Genomic DNA, 17549 nt, shown 5'->3' with positions numbered 1-17549 from the left:
ACTATTTATAAACTATAATTAGTTTAACATAAAACTAAATGTATTGGGAGGAAATTTATGAATAAAAAATTTAAATCACTATATATTACAGAAGAAGAAGGAAATTTTAGAAGAAATATAGTTGAAAGAGAAGTAGATACATTGCCAGAAGGCGAAGTTCTAATAAAAGTAAAATATTCTTCTTTAAATTACAAGGATGCACTTTCTGCAAATGGTAATAAGGGTGTTACGAGAAAGTATCCTCATACACCAGGAATTGATGCATCTGGTATAGTAGAATCTAGTAGTTGTGATGATTTTAAAATTGGAGAAGAAGTTTTAGTAACAGGTTATGACTTGGGAATGAATACTTCTGGTGGTTTTTCAGAATACATAAGAGTTCCTTCTAGTTGGGTAGTTAAACTTCCTAAAAATCTTTCACTAAAAGAAGCAATGGATTATGGTACAGCAGGGTTTACAGCAGCTTTATCTGTGTATAAATTTATAGATTCTGTAGACAAGAATATGGGAGATGTATTAGTCACTGGTGGTACTGGAGGAGTTGCTGTAATTGCAACTAAAATATTGATTAAATTAGGTTATTCAGTTGTAGTTTCAACAGGAAAATTAGAAGAACAAAAAGAAGTATTACTAAACTTAGGTGTTAAAGATGTTATACATAGGTCAGAAGTGGATGATAACTCAGGAAGACCTCTGCTTAGACCAAGATGGGCTGGAGTAATAGATACAGTAGGAGGAAATACTCTAGCAACAGCAATAAAGACAACTAATTATTGTGGAGCAGTAACAACTTGTGGTAATGCAGGAGGAGTTGATTTTACAAGTTCAGTATATCCATTTATATTAAAGGGAATTACTTTATATGGTATAGATTCTGTGGATTGCCCAATGAACTTAAGATTAAAAATATGGGATTTATTATCAAATGAATGGAAATTAGATGATTTAGATGATATGGTAAATGTAGTATCATTGGAAGAGTTAAATGATAGTATAGATTCAATAATGGCAGGAAAACATGTTGGAAGAACAGTAGTTGATTTAGAAAAAATATAGGTGAATAAATTTATAATTAGGATTATAGGTTTTAAGCAAAAATGAGATACTTGAAATTTACTTGTGAGTATCTCATTTTTTTATGTAAAAAGATTTATGTAGATGTTTGTGTAAAAAGATTATTCATGAACAATTAATTCAAATACATCTGGTCTTGAATAGTGACCTTCTGAATCAAAATCTAGTCTACTAAGTACTATTTTTTCTAGGTCTAAATCAGCTATTAGCATTTCTTCTTTATTGAAAATAGGACCTGCTACATATTTTCCAAAAGGGTCAACTATACAACTTCCTCCTGGACACATAATTTCTGGTTCTGCATCTAGCTCTTTATAGTAGTTAAGGTCAGTTGGATACATATTTTTTTCAACATATTGATTGCATCCAATTACAAAACATCTTCCTTCTAAAGCAATATGCTTCATAGTTGCTTGCCACTCTTCTCTTGAATCTGCAGTAGGGGCTATGTAAAGTTTTACACCCTTAGCATAAAGAGCTGTTCTAGCTAATGGCATATAATTTTCCCAACAAATCAACGAACCCATTTTTCCATATGGAGTATCAACTACTGTAAGAGTACTTCCATCTCCTTCTCCCCAAATACATCTTTCTGTTCCTGTAGGTTTAAGTTTTCTGTGTTTACCAATTAGCTTACCTTCTGGAGAGAAAAATAAGTTTGTGCAATAAAGGGTACAATTTATATCATTACCATCTCTTTCTGTTATACCCATTGATAGATATACTCCTGCTTCTTGTGCTGCTTTTCCTAATAAATCTGTTGTAGCACTAGGAACTGGTACAGAATTATCATAGTATCTTTTCCAATCTTCTCTACCTTCCATTGTTCTACTTCCAACAACAAATCCAAATGAAAGACCTCTTGGATATGCAGGTATGAATGCTTCAGGGAAAACTACGATATTTGCCCCTTTTCTACCAGCTTCTTTAATTAATCCTAATGCTTTTTCAACAGTTTTTTCTAAATCCATTATGACTGGTGACGCCTGGACAACAGCAATTCTTACATTTTTATTTTCCTTGCTCATAAAAAACCTCCTAAAAAATATTTAAATTTTTTGCATTGAATAGATTACATGAGATGTTATTTGAGAACTAAGATACTTATATTGTGAATAATAATGTAACTGTATATTTAAAATAATACATCATGATTTAAAAAATTACAATTGTACAGATATAATTGAGTTTAGATATTTAAATTTAACAACTTATAATATTTTTTCAATTAGTATAAAGCCTATTAATTTGTCTTATTTACAATGAATAGTATTTACTTCTTGGCAAACAATAATTAAAAATAAAACTTTTATATGATTAAACTCTAAAGAAAAAGTTTATAAAGAAGATAATATAATTAAGCAGAAAATAATGAAAAAAATTTATTAAAGTAGACAACGTAAGGAGAATTTTATGAAAGAAAAAATTTATTACAATGGAAATATCATCACAATGGAAGATTCAATATGTGGAGATGCTATTCTTATAAAAGACAAAATAATAAAAAAGATAGGAACAAAAGAAGAAGTATTTGCTTTGAAAAATAAAGATACAGAAATTATAGATTTACAAGGTAAGACATTGATGCCATCTTTTATAGATTCACATAGTCACTTGATAGCTTTTGCTACTACTCTAAAGCTAGTTCCTTTAGAAGATGCAACCAGTTTTAAAGACATAGTAAAAAAAATACAGGATTTCAAAGAGTCGAATAATATAAAAAAAGGAGACTGGATAATTGGATTTTCATATGATAATAATTTTTTAGAAGAAAATAAGCATCCAGATAAGAGTGTACTCGATAGTGCATCTTCAGAAAATCCAATACTAATTTCACATGCTTCTGGTCATATGGGAGTTGCAAATACATTGGGGTTAAAACAGCTTGGTGTTACCAATGAAACACGTGACCCAGAAGGTGGACATATAGGTAGAGTAGAAGGCAGTGAAGAACCAAATGGATATTTAGAAGAAAATGCATTTTTTAATGTAGCATCTAAAATAAAACAACCATCATCAAATGAGATTTTTAATTCAATTGAAAAAGCACAGAACATATATCTAAGCTATGGTATTACAACAGCACAAGAAGGTTTAATGGAAGAAAATCAATTTAACATTTTAAAAGCAATGGCAAATCAAAATAAATTAAAAATGGATGTTGTAGGATATGTAAATTTGAAAAAAAGTAAGTCTGTAGTAGATAATAATAGGGAGTTTATAAAAAAATATATAAATAGATTTAAAATAGGAGGTTATAAGATTTTCTTAGATGGTTCTCCACAAGGTAAGACAGCATGGTTGAGTAGACCATATGAAAATTCAGATGATGGTTATTGTGGATATCCTATATACAAAGATGAAGAAGTAGAAAAGTTTATAGATATTTCACTAAAAGAAAAGATGCAACTATTAACTCATTGTAATGGAGATGCAGCAGCAGACCAGTTGATAGATGCGTTTGAGAAAGTTTTAAACTTAAAAGAGCAAAGTAGTGAAAATAATATAAGACCAGTTATGATACATGCTCAAACAGTAAGAGCAGACCAGATTGATGATATGAAAGTAATAAATATGATACCTTCATACTTTGTAGCTCACACATATTATTGGGGTGATATTCATATCAAAAACCTTGGAGAAGATAGAGCGTTTAAGATTAGCCCACTTAAAACAACTATAGAAAAGGGATTAATTTACACTCTTCATCAGGATACACCAGTAATAGCACCTAATATGCTGGAAACAGTATGGTGTGCTGTCAATAGAATTACAAAAAAAGGTATACAAATAGGAGAAAATGAAAAGATAAGCCCATTAGATGCTTTAAAGGGTGTTACTATAAATGCAGCATATCAATATTTTGAAGAAGATAAAAAAGGTTCAATTAAAGAAGGGAAATTAGCTAATTTGATAATATTAGATGAAAACCCACTTACAATCGACCCTATGAAAATAAAAGATATTAAAGTATTGCAGACTATAAGAGAAGGAGAAGTATTGTATTCTTTGAAGTAGATGAAAGTTAGATATTTTATAATCTATAAAAAATAGTTTTATATAATAAGTTAGGTAGAATTAAATAAGATTACAGTTAAATCAACAATTATATTTTTATTAAATTTTAATTATTGTATTGAAGATTTATAAGTATAATTTTATTGATTCTACCTTTTTAAATAACTGTAGATTTATTAAAGTTATCTATGTACTATATTAAACAATTAAGTAGTTATTAATTGCACTTATTAGTTTATTAAAAAACTATGTATATTACTTTGCAGTAAGACTTTGGAACTAAATCTATAATAGCAAATTTAAATTTATTAAATAGATTACCTTATAACATTTCATATAAAATATATTGTGAATCTGAGAAAATTACTATTTTTCTTTGAGTATTTTTTGTAAGCAGTTCTAAAAGATTCAATTTCATACCTATTACTTGAATCATTCATCAAAATAATTCTAATTTAAAAAATAATTCTATCCAAATAATAGATATATAGGACTATGTTATAATATAAAAAAATTTATATAAAAGTTAATAACTATACAAGATTGATAAAGAAAAAGTCAAAATAGATAATTGATTAGCAAAATAGATATAATTATAATGAAGTTAAATCTAGCAATATTCTCCTAAAATTAAATTTCATTTATTTAATTAAATATAATTTGACAATGGGCAAAAAAGTGAGTAAAATATAAATAAAATAAAAATAACAGGTTCGGATAAAGAAAAAGGTTTCTTAACCTCAAGCATGAAGTATATTATCTAAGTTATTTGAGATTAAGAGATAAATCCAATCTTAGGTACTGAGGAGGAAAAAATGCTTGATATAAAAAGAATAAGAGAAAATTTAGATTGTATAAAAAAAGCAATGGAAAGAAGGGGCGAAAAAGACTTTAACCTTGATGAAGTAGTTAAGTTAGATGATGAAAGAAGAAAGATTCTTCAAGAAGTTGAAGTTATGAAAAATGAATTAAATACAGCATCTAAAAATATACCAAATCTTATAAAAGAAGGTAAAGATGTAGAAAATGAAAAGATTAAATTAAAAGAGTTATCTGATAAAATTAAGGTAATAGACCAAAATCTTAAAGAAGTAGAAGATAAGATGGAATACCTATTAATGAGAATACCAAATGTACCACATCCAGAAGTACCACAAGGTGAAACTGATGAAGATAATGTTGAAGTAAGAACTTGGGGAAAGACTACTACCTTTGATTTTGAATCTAAGGCTCATTGGGAAATTGGAACAGAATTAGGTATACTTGATTTTGAAACAGCTAGTAAAATAACTGGTTCAAGATTTACTCTTTACAAAGGATTAGGTGCTAGATTAGAGAGAGCATTATTAAATTTTTACTTAGACACGAATACAAAAGTAAATGGATATACAGAAGTTATTCCACCATTTATGGCAAATAGAAATAGTTTTTTAGGTACAGGACAGTTACCTAAGTTTGAAGAAGATATGTTTAAAATAGAAGGTATGGACTATTTTATGATTCCAACATCAGAAGTTCCTTTAACTAATATACATGCTAATGAAATACTTAAATTTGAACAATTACCGATAAATTATACAGCTTATACTCCATGTTTTAGGTCAGAAGCTGGTTCTGCTGGAAGAGATACAAGAGGTTTAGTAAGACAGCATCAGTTTAACAAAGTAGAAATGGTTAAAATAGTTGCACCAGAAGAATCTTACAATGAGTTAGAAAAGCTTACTAACAATGCGGAAACTATGCTACAATTATTGAATCTGCCTTATAGAGTAGTAAAGATATGTACAGGTGATTTAGGATTTACAGCTTCTTTTAAATATGATGTAGAAGTTTGGATGCCAAGTTACAATAGGTATGTTGAGATTTCATCTTGTTCAAACTGCGAAGATTTCCAAGCTAGAAGAGCAGGAATAAGATTTAAAAGAGATAAAGATTCTAAAGCTGAATATGTACACACATTAAATGGCTCTGGGTTAGCTATTGGAAGAAGTGTTGCAGCTATATTAGAAAATTATCAACAAGAAGATGGTTCTGTGGTTGTTCCTGAAGTTTTAAGACCATATATGGGAGTTTCTGTTATTAAATAAGAGTTAAATTATGTATTTTTAAGCAATACAATAATATAGAGGTAATAAAAAATAATTAATATAAAAGTGATACTTCTAATATAGAAGTAATAAAAAAATAGTTAATATAAAAGTGATACAATAATATAGAAGTAATAAAAAAAAAGTTAATATAAAAGTGATACAATAATATAGAAGTAATAAAAAATAGTTAATGTAAAAGTGATACAATAATAATAGAAGTAATAAAAAAAAATAATTAATATAAAAATGTGTACAAACTAATGAATATTGATATAGTAAGCTATCATATGAAAGAGTATGTACACATTTTTTTTACTAATTTTTCACAATATGAACATAAATAATTTATAGGAAAGGAATCTTTTATGAAAATTCAAAATACTGAGTGGGGATATATTGAATGGAAACATACTTATGATGAAAATAATCCAAAACAAGCTATGAATATATACATTGCAGTAACTATGCCTGGTAAGAAACATTTTAATCATGTTCATTATGGTCAAGAGCAGATGATATATATTTTAGAGGGAGAGGGTTTGTATATTATAAATGGAGTTTGGAAGCCATTTTATCAAGGTATGATTTTTTATATAGAATCTGGTAGCACACATGAAACTATAAATACAGGTGATAGAGAAATAAAAGAACTTATTGTTTCAAATAATGTAGATGATGTAGGAGAGAGTGAAGTTATAGATATTAATCCTAATAATTATTTAAAGAAGACCTTGATAAATTATAGTGAAAGTACATTAAATTTGTATGCAGCAGTAGAATCAATTCGTGGTCAATTTATAGACCCGTTTAAAATTCCATTAATTATATATGATGATTCATGGAATATAGTTTTAAAAAATCCTTATTTTCCACTTTTTTGTTTTGAAAAATGTAATCCTATGAAATTTCCTCAAAATTGTGATTGTATGAATCAAAAAAGTAGCAATCAATTTGTATGTGAATATGGGATAACTATATATAATATACCAATACTGTACAAAAGCAATAGCATAGGTGTTATAAGAGGAGGGTATGTACTATTATCTGATTTGAATTTAGATACAGAGCATAATAATTTATATGATATTCCAGAGGGAGCTGCTAGAAGTATAAAACGCCTCCTGAAACAAATATCTAAAAATATAATAAATTTTTGCTCTTTTAATGATATAAGAAAGGATTTACAAGAAAAAGAGAAGACTATAGCAAGAACATATCATTATGGAGAGCAACTTGAAATGAATTTAAAAGTAGCTCAAGATATGGTTACTAATTTAAGAATAAATCATCACTTTTTATTTAATACATTAAATTCAATGGCAAGCATAGCACTAGATGATGGTAGTTATGATTTGTATAGTGCAATAATAGATTTATCAAGAATGTTTAGATATACAATGAGGTCTGATTTAAGATTTGTAGAATTAGAATCTGAAATATTATACATTAAAAATTATTTGAATTTACAGAAATTACGTTATGGAGATGCACTTAAAGTAAAATATCTTATTCCAGAGAAGTTATATAACCTTTCTGTGCCTTTTAACTTTATTCAACCTATTGTAGAGAATGCATTTACACATGGATTTAGAGATATTGACACAGAAAAGCGAATTGAAATAATTGCAAGATTAGATTCTCAGTATGCTATTATAGAGATTCATAATAATGGAACTATCTTAGATGGAAATAATATAGACAAAATAAAGGCAGGTATTCGTAGTAATAATGGTCATGGTTTGTCTTTAATATATACAAAATTCACATCTGCTTATGGAAATAATTTTGATATGGATATAAAGTCGAGTGATAATGAAGGAACTTACATAATGATTAAAATTCCTATTGAAAATTATAAGGAGTATGTATAGAACTTGTGAAAAATTAATAAGTTTTATAAATGTTAAGAAATATATTAGATGTTTTTATGTTGTTTTATATATCTTACTTTTTTATATTATTAAGCTAAAAGGGAGGTATTCTCATGAGAAGAGCACTAATAATAGATGATGAAGAAGCTGTTCTAAAAATAATAACACATTTTATAGAAATGAAAGATATGCCAATAAAAATTGTTGGTAAAGCAACATCTGGTGATGAAGCAGTAGATAAAATCATTGGTTTAGAGCCAGACATAGTTTTTATAGATATTCAAATGCCAATATACAACGGGTTAGAAGTAATAGAAAAAACATCTCATTTATCTAAAAAAATAAACTTTGTAGTAATAACTGCATTTAACTATTTTGAATATGCTCAAAAAGCTTTGAGATTAAATGTAAAAGATATACTCCTTAAACCATTGGATATGAAAGAATTTACTAAGTCTGTAGAAAAAATTATTGGATATCAATATACCAATAATGATTTATTAAATGAGATACTGGAATATATAAATCTAAACTATAGCAATGACTTAAAGTTAAATGATTGTGCTAGATTATTTTTAACCAATCCATCTAATATATCTAGGATTTTTAAAAGTAATTTAAATACAACTTTTATATCATATCTAAATCATATAAGAATAGAAAAATCTATTGAGTTACTTGAAAATACTACAAAAAGTATAAATGAGATTGCAGAAATAGTTGGATATAATAGCCTAAATAACTTTTATAAAAACTTTAAGATAGAAAAAGGAATGACTCCAAAAGTTTATAAACTGAACACTAAAAATTGAAATTGATAAATAAAAAGTCAATATAGATAATTGTTTGAGTGTGTCTGAATAAGTATACTTTAATTATGATAAAAATTAAAGCGCTTTAAACATATTTAATAATATTAAACCTTATAAAAGCTGTACCTATTTATATAAAAAAATATATATAAATAAAAAGAAAAAGATATACAAAATAAAAAAAGTGAATTAAATACTGTTTCAAAAAGACAGAATTTTCATTTAATTTACTGAGAGTTTATATTTCTTAAAGGAAGGTAACTTTATAATGGAGGTAATTTAATATGTCAGACAAAGTGAATATGAAAAATATTATCTGTATTGCAGGCGCTTATCTAGCAACAGCAATTGGTTCTGGGTTTGCTACTGGTCAAGAAATTCTACAATTTTTTGCCTCACAAGGGTATATGGGTTTAATTGGAGCATTAATATCAATGGTATTGTTTTCATTTCTTGGTGCTGAAGTTATAACTAGAGGTAGAGAATTAAAACTTAAAGAACCAACAAGAATTTACACTTTTTATTGTGGGAAGATTTTAGGAAAATTTTACGAATGGTTTAGTCCAATATTTTTATTTGGGATTCTTATAGTAATGATTTCAGGTGCAGGCTCAACTTTAACTGAATACTATGGTATAAATCCTTACTTAGGAAGAGTATTGATGGCTGTTGCTACTTTAATTACAGTGTCTATGGGTTTAGAAAAATTAGTAAGCATACTTGGACGTATTGGACCAGTGATAGCAGTATTTACAATTGCTGTTGGATTAATAAGCTTGTTTAAGCATTTTGACGGTTTATCTATGGTTGGAGAAGCTATGAAAAATATTGAAGTTACAAAAGCATCAGAAAGTCCAATCGTTTCTGGTGTAATATATAATACATTAAATATTATTGTAATGATTGTTTTTTTAACAGGAATGGGAGCTTCTATTGAAAGTAAAAAGGATGCTTTTTGGGGAGGTTTATTAGGTGGAATAGTGTTTATGACTGCTGGTATAGTTATGTATTTGGCTATGATTTCAGATATAGGAAATTTGTATATGAAAGAAATACCATCACTTTATTTAGCAGATAATATATCTCCGATTGTAGGTGTATGTTTTTCAGTTGCATTAATATTAGGTATCTATACAACAGCTGTTCCACTTTTATGGTCTGTAACCAATAGAATTGTTGAAGATGAACATCCTAAATTTAAATTGGTAACAACAGTAATAGCTATTTTGGCTTGTATAGGAGGTTTTTTACCGTTTGGTAAATTAGTAAACATTTTATATCCATATACAGGTTATATGGGGCTTTTAATTTTAGTCTGTATGGTGTATAAAGCAATTACATGTAGAAAAAAATCAACACAAAGTCAGGAATAGAGCCACTTATTAATAGTTTTTATTTAAAAAAATTTTTTATATAATCCGAATTTAAAAAGTCAAAATAGTTAAATAAATTGCAAAACATGATAATATATTTAATTAAAATAATATAGTAAAATATAAATATAAACTAAAATTAAATTTATAAAAAATATCTTTATAAAGATTATTAACTTATATAATTTGTAGTTAAATTATAAAAAATAAAAAAATAAAATTTTGGAGAGGTGTTAGTATGCATGAACTTATTTTAATCTCAGAAAAGTATAAAGAAGATATTTTAGATTTTTTTACAGATATTCATATGCACCCCGAATTAAGTTTTAAAGAATTTAGGACTACAAAAGCTATAAAAGATTTATTAGTGAGTTTAGACATAGAAATATTAGATTTAGGAATGGAAACAGGAGTTGTTGGATTATTAAAAGGGAAGTATGATGGTCCCACAGTAGCACTAAGAGGAGATATTGATGCGTTGCCAATATATGAAGAGGTTGATATTAAGTATAAATCCAGATATGATGGTATAATGCATGCATGTGGGCATGATATACACACGTCTTGCCTTGTAGGATGTGCATATGTATTGTCTCATATTAGAGATAGTCTTCATGGAAATGTAAAGTTTATATTTCAACCAGCCGAAGAAGTCAATAAAGGTGCGAAGATGTTAGTGGAACGAGGAGTAATGGAAAATCCAAAAGTTGATGCTATATTTGGACTTCATAATCATCCAGATATACCTTGTGGAAAAATAGGTGTTAAGTTAGGTGGGTTAATGGCAGCAGTAGACACTATTAAGATAGAAGTAAATGGATTTGGAGGTCACGGAGGTATACCAAACAGAACAATAGACCCTATAGTAGCATCAAGTGCAATTATAATGGGTATTCAAACCATAGTAAGCAGAAACATAAGTCCATTAGAATCAGCTGTTATATCAATAGGTACTATAAATGGAGGGACTGCAAATAATGTAATTTCAGAAAAGGTAGATATGACAGGCACATGTAGAAGCTTTAGTAATGAAGTACGAAAGAAAATATCAGAAAATTTAGAAAATATAGTTTGTGAGATAGCTCGTGGATATCAAGCAACTGCAAAGCTAGATTATTTATTTGATTTACCAGCTGTTATAAATAGTAAAGAGATGTACGCAATAGCTTGTAAGTCTGTGTGTGATTTGTATTCAGAAGATGCTATAGTTGATCCAATACCTTCTACAGGAGGAGAAGATTTTTCTATATTCATGGAAAAAGCCCCAGGATTTTTTTACTGGTTAGGGGTAGGCAACAAAGAACAAGATTGTATATATCAGTGGCATAATCCTAAATTTAAAGCTGATAAAAATTCTATATTGGTAGGTACAAATGTACTATGTCAGTCTGTTATAAATTATATGGATAAATTAAAAAATAAAATTTAAGATAGAGCATTCTGGAGATAAAGTTTATGAGGGGGTATTAGTTTGAGGAAAATTAATTCACAGGAAAAAAACAAAGATAGTGGATTATTGATGAGGGCACTAAATGTTGTAGAGAGAGCAGGAAATAAACTTCCAGACCCAGTAACCATATTTTTATTACTATGTATAATTGTTGTAATATTGTCAGCAGTTATATCTAATTTAGGAGTAGAAGAAATACATCCTTCTACAAAAGAAGTTGTAAAGGTAGTAAATCTACTAGAGAAAGAGCAGATTCAATCATATTTAGGTAGCATAGTTACAAACTTTCAGTCATTTGCTCCTTTAGGATTAGTACTGGTTACAATGCTTGGAGCAGGTGTTGCTGAGAAATCTGGATTTATGGAAGTGTTAATGAAAAAGGGTATAAGTAAAGTTCCACAAAAACTTGTAACTGTAGCAATCGTATTTGCAGGTATGTTGTCACATACAGCAGCAGATGTAGGATTTATAATATTACCACCACTTGCAGCACTTGTGTTTTTAGGAATTGGAAGACATCCTCTTGTAGGTATGTTTGCAGCTTTTGCAGGTGTTGCAGGGGGATTTGCAGCAAATGTTATGCTTAGTACTACAGATGTATTGTTAGCTGGATTTACAATACCAGCAGCTCAAATGATGGACCCATCTTACCAAGGCAATCCAGCAATGAATCTTTATTTTGCTTTTATATCAGCGATAGTTTTAACTTTTGCAGGAGCATTTGTAACTGAAAAATTTATAGCTCCTCGTTTTACAAAATATAATGATTCAACAAATGATAAGGATATACAGGAATTGAGTGAACTTGAAAATAAGGGTATAAAATACGCTTTATTATCATTGTTAGTTGTAGTAGTAGTGATAGTTGCCTTATGTATAGGTGACAATGCATTTATGAAAGATCCAGAGACTGGTTCTATACTATCTAGTAATGCACCTTTAATGAAAGGTATAGTTCCTATAATCACTATTATATTTTTAACTCCAGGATTAGTGTATGGAAAAGTAAGTAAGAAGATAAAAAGTGACAAAGATTTAGTATCTATGATGGGTAGTAGTATGAGTGATATGGGTGGATATATAGTCCTAGCATTTATAGCATCCCAGTTTATTAATTTATTTAATCTTAGTAACTTAGGAACAATTTTATCAATAACAGGAGCAAAATTACTAGCAGAGTCGGGGATACCTAGCTATGGATTGATAATAGGATTTATATTGCTATCTGGATTTATCAATTTATTTGTAGGAAGTGCTTCTGCAAAATGGGCGATTTTAGCACCTATATTTGTTCCCATGTTTATGCTACTAGACTTTAATCCAGCATTAACTCAAATAGCTTATCGTATTGGAGATGCTTCAACAAATCCAATAAGTCCACTTTTTCCGTATTTTCCAGTTATATTGGCCTTTGCCAGAAGATATGATAAAGATATAGGTATAGGTACTGTCATATCGAATATGATTCCATACTCAGTGGTATTTACATTAATAGAAATAATAATATTGTTACTATTCATGGGTATTGGCATACCATTAGGACCTGGTGGAGGAATATCTTACGTTTTATAGACCGTTATAATAAATTTATCAATGAAGATTAAACTAATAAAATATATTCTTTAATTAAGAGGAGGATTATTATGTTAAAAACAACAAAAATTTCAGACCCAGAGTTATACAAGATTGTAGCTGATGAGTTGGTTAGACAAGAACACAATATTGAGATGATAGCTTCTGAAAGTACAGCACCAACAGAAGTACTTGAATTAAGTGGATGTGTATTTACAAATAAAACAGAAGAAGGCTATCCAGGGGCTCGTTTTCAAGCAGGTTCTGAAGAAGCAGATAAACTTGAAACCCTAGCAATAAAACGTGCAAAAGAAGTATTTGGAGCAGAACATGTAAACGTACAACCGTATTCAGGTTCTACAGCTAACTATTGTGTATATTCATCAATATTAAAACCAAATGACACTGTTTTAAGTATGCGTCTTGACCAAGGTGGACACTTGACACATGGTAGCGCAGTTAATTTTTTACATGACATTTATAAATATGAATTTTATGGGGTAGACCCAAATACTGGACGTATAGATTATGATGCTCTTGAAGCAAAGGCAAAAGAATGTAGACCAAAACTTATAATTGCAGGGGCAAGTTCATATCCAAGATTAATAGATTATGAAAGAATATCAAAGGTTGCAAAAGAAGTAGGAGCTTACTTTATGGTAGATATGGCACATGTTGCAGGATTAGTCGCAGCGAAAGTAATACCTAGTCCTGTACCTTATGCAGATTTTGTTTCTTCATCTACGACAAAGACTTTCTGTGGACCAAGAAGTGGTATTGTACTTTGTAAAGCAGAACATGCAAAGAAACTCGATAAAGGTGTTTTTCCAGGAACATTAGGTTCTATACATCTTAATACAGTTGCAGCAAAAGCCTTTTCACTATTATATTTAAGTACAGATAAATTTAAAAAGATAATGGAGCAAGTTGTAGTAAATGCTCAGACTCTAGCTTCTGAACTGATTTCACATGGTTTTAGTATTGTAAGTGGAGGTACTGATAATCATATAGTAATGGTTGACTTAAGAAGTAAGAATCTTACAGGAAAACAATTTGAAAAAGCTCTTGAATATGTAGGAATAACAGTTAATAAAAATGTTATACCTGACGACCCACAATCACCATTTGTAACTAGTGGTGTTCGTATAGGTCTTACATCAATATCTCAAAGAGGTCTGAAAGAAAAAGAAGTTATACAGATAGCAGGGATAATGAATAAGGTAGCAGAAAATATTGATAATAAAGAAGTATTAGATGAATGTAAAGCAGAGGCACAAGAACTTATATCTAAGTTTCCATTATATCCAGAAGGGTATTTTGAAGATTAAATATTTTGATTTGTATAGCTCACAATTTATAAAGCCTGTAACATAAAATTTAATAATATATAACCACTATAAGGTGTTGATTAATCAACACCTTATTTTTTTTGAAAAGTAATATACAAGCTATCATAAGCATATAATTCCTTATAGATAATTAACAAGGGGGATAAAGTTATGAGGTATTATAATAAACCTACCAAAGAAGTATTAAAATACTTAAAAACAAATCCAGAAATTGGACTTGATGATAATGAGGTAGAAGAAAGGAAGCTTAGATATGGATTAAATGAATTTACTATAAAAGAAGGTAGAACATTTTGGGACGAGTTGGGAGAAAGTTTGACAGAACCTATGATATTAATTCTCATAGGAGCAGCAGTAATAAGTTCTTTTGTGGGAGAATTACATGACGCATTAGGTATTTTAGGGGCTATTTTTATTGGAATTTCTATAGGCATAATAACTGAAGGAAAATCTAAAAAAGCAGCTCATGCCCTGTCAAAATTAACAGAAAATATAGAAGTAAAGGTGCTTAGAAATGGGAAGATAATTAAAATATCAAAAAATGATTTAGTACCAGGAGATATTGTATATATAGAAACTGGGGATATGATACCAGCAGATGGAAGACTTATACAGTCTATAAATTTGAAACTTAGAGAAGATATGCTAACAGGAGAATCTGATGATGTAGCTAAGAATGCTGATGCTGTATTAGATATGGAAGTAGTTTATTCTAAAACAGAAATAATCGAACAGGATGCAATACCTGCAAAGCAAGTCAATATGGTATTTGGAGGGACTCTTGTAGCATATGGTAGGGGCATAATGGTTGTCACTCATACTGGTGATAAGACAGAGATGGGTAAGATAGCACAGAATTTATCAAATGAAGACCAGCAAACTCCACTTCAAATTAAATTAGGGAAGTTGGGTGCTAAAATAGCAGGAATATCAGGCATAATAGCTACTTTATTGTGTATGTTTATGATTATACAGATGCAGAGAAAAGGTATGTTAATTTTAGATACAAGCAGTGTATTATCTTTCTTACAATCATTAGAACCTGCTAAAAATGCATATATGGTTTGTATTGCATTAATAGTTGCAACTGTTCCAGAAGGTTTGCCAACTATGATAAATATTACCTTAGCTATAACAATGCAAAAGATGGCAAAGATAAATGCATTAGTAACAAAGAAAGAAGCCTGTGAAACTATAGGTTCTGTTTCTGTAATATGTTCCGACAAAACAGGGACTTTAACACAAAACAAAATGATGGTAGAGGTAGCATATGTTGATGGTAAATATATAAGTGGAGGAGAGTATCAAAGTAATAGCTATTTTGAACAAAACTGTATAGTAAATTCAACTGCAGATATAGAAAAAGAAGATAATTCATTTAAATATATAGGAAGCGCAACAGAGTGTGCATTACTTTTATATCATAATGATAAGAACTATAATGAAATGAGAAAACAAACGTATTTGATATCACAAATACCATTTAGTTCAGAAGAAAAGAAGATGTCAACATTAATTCGTCAAGAGGATTCAGATATATTACTTTCAAAAGGTGCTCCAGAAGTATTATTAAAAAAATGTTCTTATGTACAACAAGGAAAAAATATTGTTCCAATAACTCCAAAAGTAGAAAAAAGTATTTTAGATGAGATTAAGAAGTTACAAATTAAATCTATGAGAACATTAGGATTTGCTTATAAAAAAATGAGTAATTCTAAAACAGAAGTTGCAATGACTTCAGAAGGTGAATTGAATTTAATAGGAAATTCAAGAAGTTATATGAAGGAAGATAATTTAGTTTTTAGTGGATTTGTAGGAATAGTGGACCCATTGAGAGAAGGGGTCAAAGATTCCATTGATAAAGCATTTAATGCAGGAGTAGATGTAAAAATGCTTACAGGAGATAATATAAATACAGCAACAGCTATTGGAAATGAATTAGGACTATTAAATGATGGGAAAAAGGCAGTTGAAGCAACATATATAGATGTATTGACAGATAAAGAATTGAGAGAAGAAATCAAAGGAATATCTATTGTTGCAAGAAGTAAACCAGATACAAAAATGAGAATAGTTTCAGCACTTCAAAAAAGTGGCGAAGTTGTAGCTGTAACAGGTGATGGTATAAATGATGCCCCAGCACTTAGTCAAGCAGATGTTGGAATTGCAATGGGTATTTCAGGAACAGAAGTATCTAAAAATGCAGCAGATATAATATTGACTGATGATAGCTTTAGTACTATAGTAGAGGGAATAAAATGGGGAAGAGGTATATATGAGAACTTTCAAAGATTTATACAGTTTCAGCTTACTGTAAATATAGTAGCATTTATAATTGCTATAATATCTCAACTTACTGGTAAGGATATGCCATTTACTACAATACAATTATTATGGGTAAATATAATAATGGATGGTCCTCCAGCCCTAGCATTAGGATTAGAACCTGTTAGAGATTATGTATTGAAAAGAAAGCCAATAAATAGACATTCTGGAATAATAGCTAGGTCTATGTTTGTAAATATTATTATAAATGCTATTCTTATAATTACAATTGTATTTACTCAATCAGCTTTTAATATATTGGGAGCTACATCAGAAGAACAAGGTACTGTTATATTTTCTTTATTTGCATTCAGTGCCCTTTTTAATGCATTAAATTGTAGAGAGTTTGGTTTAAATAGTACAATACCAAATTTCTTTAAAAATAAACTAGCATTGCAAATAATAGTAGTTACAGGGATAATTCAAATAATATTTACACAAGTGTTCCAGAGTTTCTTTAATTCTGTTTCTTTGGACTTTGATATGTGGATAAAGATAATACTATTTGCATCCACTATCCTATTGTCAAATGAATTTGTAAAGCTAATTCTTAGAACAATGAAAAATAGTAGAACTATGAACTTTAATAGTAAAAATTAATTCTTATGAAACCGT

The 17549-nt window shown here is 29.0% G+C and carries 11 protein-coding genes; 10 read left to right on the top strand and 1 reads right to left on the bottom strand.

What is annotated here, in order from left to right; translation table 11 throughout:
- Positions 1 to 57: 57 nt before the first annotated feature.
- Complete coding sequence (locus CDIF1296T_RS14995; RefSeq protein ID WP_003436791.1) at positions 58 to 1056, top strand: YhdH/YhfP family quinone oxidoreductase; 999 nt, start codon at positions 58 to 60, stop codon at positions 1054 to 1056.
- A 119-nt stretch (positions 1057 to 1175) separates the two neighbouring features.
- Here the strand turns inward: CDIF1296T_RS14995 and CDIF1296T_RS14990 are convergent, their stop codons facing one another.
- The gene (locus tag CDIF1296T_RS14990; protein ID WP_003436788.1) at positions 1176 to 2102 is read right to left on the bottom strand and encodes a carbon-nitrogen hydrolase family protein; all 927 of its coding nucleotides are present in this window, start codon (positions 2100 to 2102) and stop codon (positions 1176 to 1178) included.
- A gap of 385 nt (positions 2103 to 2487) precedes the next feature.
- Here CDIF1296T_RS14990 and CDIF1296T_RS14985 point away from each other — a divergent pair, with 385 nt between their 5' ends.
- The 9 genes from CDIF1296T_RS14985 (at position 2488) to CDIF1296T_RS14945 (ending at position 17534) form a co-directional block, all read left to right on the top strand.
- Positions 2488 to 4092 carry an amidohydrolase gene (locus tag CDIF1296T_RS14985; protein ID WP_009898010.1) on the top strand — a complete coding sequence of 535 codons (1605 nt, stop codon included), beginning with the start codon at positions 2488 to 2490 and terminating at the stop codon, positions 4090 to 4092.
- 815 nt (positions 4093 to 4907) lie between these two features.
- Complete coding sequence (gene serS / locus CDIF1296T_RS14980) at positions 4908 to 6179, top strand: serine--tRNA ligase (protein ID WP_009898007.1); 1272 nt, start codon at positions 4908 to 4910, stop codon at positions 6177 to 6179.
- Between the two features lie 368 nt (positions 6180 to 6547).
- Complete coding sequence (locus CDIF1296T_RS14975; protein ID WP_003436118.1) at positions 6548 to 8053, top strand: histidine kinase; 1506 nt, start codon at positions 6548 to 6550, stop codon at positions 8051 to 8053.
- Positions 8054 to 8166: 113 nt separating this feature from the next.
- A complete protein-coding gene (locus CDIF1296T_RS14970; RefSeq protein WP_003436119.1) occupies positions 8167 to 8865 on the top strand; it encodes a response regulator transcription factor in 699 nt (232 codons plus the stop codon).
- Positions 8866 to 9149: 284 nt separating this feature from the next.
- A complete protein-coding gene (locus CDIF1296T_RS14965; RefSeq protein ID WP_003436120.1) occupies positions 9150 to 10238 on the top strand; it encodes a YkvI family membrane protein in 1089 nt (362 codons plus the stop codon).
- A 238-nt stretch (positions 10239 to 10476) separates the two neighbouring features.
- Positions 10477 to 11667, top strand: coding sequence for a M20 family metallopeptidase (locus CDIF1296T_RS14960; RefSeq protein WP_003436121.1), 1191 nt, complete (start codon positions 10477 to 10479; stop codon positions 11665 to 11667).
- A 42-nt stretch (positions 11668 to 11709) separates the two neighbouring features.
- The gene (locus tag CDIF1296T_RS14955) at positions 11710 to 13260 is read left to right on the top strand and encodes an AbgT family transporter (protein ID WP_003426678.1); all 1551 of its coding nucleotides are present in this window, start codon (positions 11710 to 11712) and stop codon (positions 13258 to 13260) included.
- Positions 13261 to 13331: 71 nt separating this feature from the next.
- Complete coding sequence (locus CDIF1296T_RS14950; RefSeq protein ID WP_003436123.1) at positions 13332 to 14588, top strand: serine hydroxymethyltransferase; 1257 nt, start codon at positions 13332 to 13334, stop codon at positions 14586 to 14588.
- Positions 14589 to 14759: 171 nt separating this feature from the next.
- The gene (locus tag CDIF1296T_RS14945) at positions 14760 to 17534 is read left to right on the top strand and encodes a calcium-translocating P-type ATPase, PMCA-type (RefSeq protein WP_009898004.1); all 2775 of its coding nucleotides are present in this window, start codon (positions 14760 to 14762) and stop codon (positions 17532 to 17534) included.
- Positions 17535 to 17549: the final 15 nt, after the last annotated feature.

Source organism: Clostridioides difficile ATCC 9689 = DSM 1296 (assembly GCF_001077535.1).
GTDB classification, from domain to species: Bacteria; Bacillota; Clostridia; order Peptostreptococcales; family Peptostreptococcaceae; genus Clostridioides; species Clostridioides difficile.
The sequence above is the reverse complement of the archived record's forward strand: the minus strand, read 5'-3'. Positions and strand labels throughout refer to the sequence as shown.

Bases quoted from the DNA above. Each gene is read 5' to 3' on its own strand.
- CDIF1296T_RS14950 (WP_003436123.1), top strand. From the start codon at position 13,332: ATGTTAAAAACAACAAAAATTTCAGACCCAGAGTTATACAAGATTGTA.
- CDIF1296T_RS14985 (WP_009898010.1), top strand. From the start codon at position 2,488: ATGAAAGAAAAAATTTATTACAATGGAAATATCATCACAATGGAAGAT.
- serS (WP_009898007.1), top strand. From the start codon at position 4,908: ATGCTTGATATAAAAAGAATAAGAGAAAATTTAGATTGTATAAAAAAA.
- CDIF1296T_RS14995 (WP_003436791.1), top strand. From the start codon at position 58: ATGAATAAAAAATTTAAATCACTATATATTACAGAAGAAGAAGGAAAT.
- CDIF1296T_RS14990 (WP_003436788.1), bottom strand. From the start codon at position 2,102: ATGAGCAAGGAAAATAAAAATGTAAGAATTGCTGTTGTCCAGGCGTCA.
- CDIF1296T_RS14960 (WP_003436121.1), top strand. From the start codon at position 10,477: ATGCATGAACTTATTTTAATCTCAGAAAAGTATAAAGAAGATATTTTA.
- CDIF1296T_RS14945 (WP_009898004.1), top strand. From the start codon at position 14,760: ATGAGGTATTATAATAAACCTACCAAAGAAGTATTAAAATACTTAAAA.
- CDIF1296T_RS14975 (WP_003436118.1), top strand. From the start codon at position 6,548: ATGAAAATTCAAAATACTGAGTGGGGATATATTGAATGGAAACATACT.
- CDIF1296T_RS14965 (WP_003436120.1), top strand. From the start codon at position 9,150: ATGTCAGACAAAGTGAATATGAAAAATATTATCTGTATTGCAGGCGCT.
- CDIF1296T_RS14970 (WP_003436119.1), top strand. From the start codon at position 8,167: ATGAGAAGAGCACTAATAATAGATGATGAAGAAGCTGTTCTAAAAATA.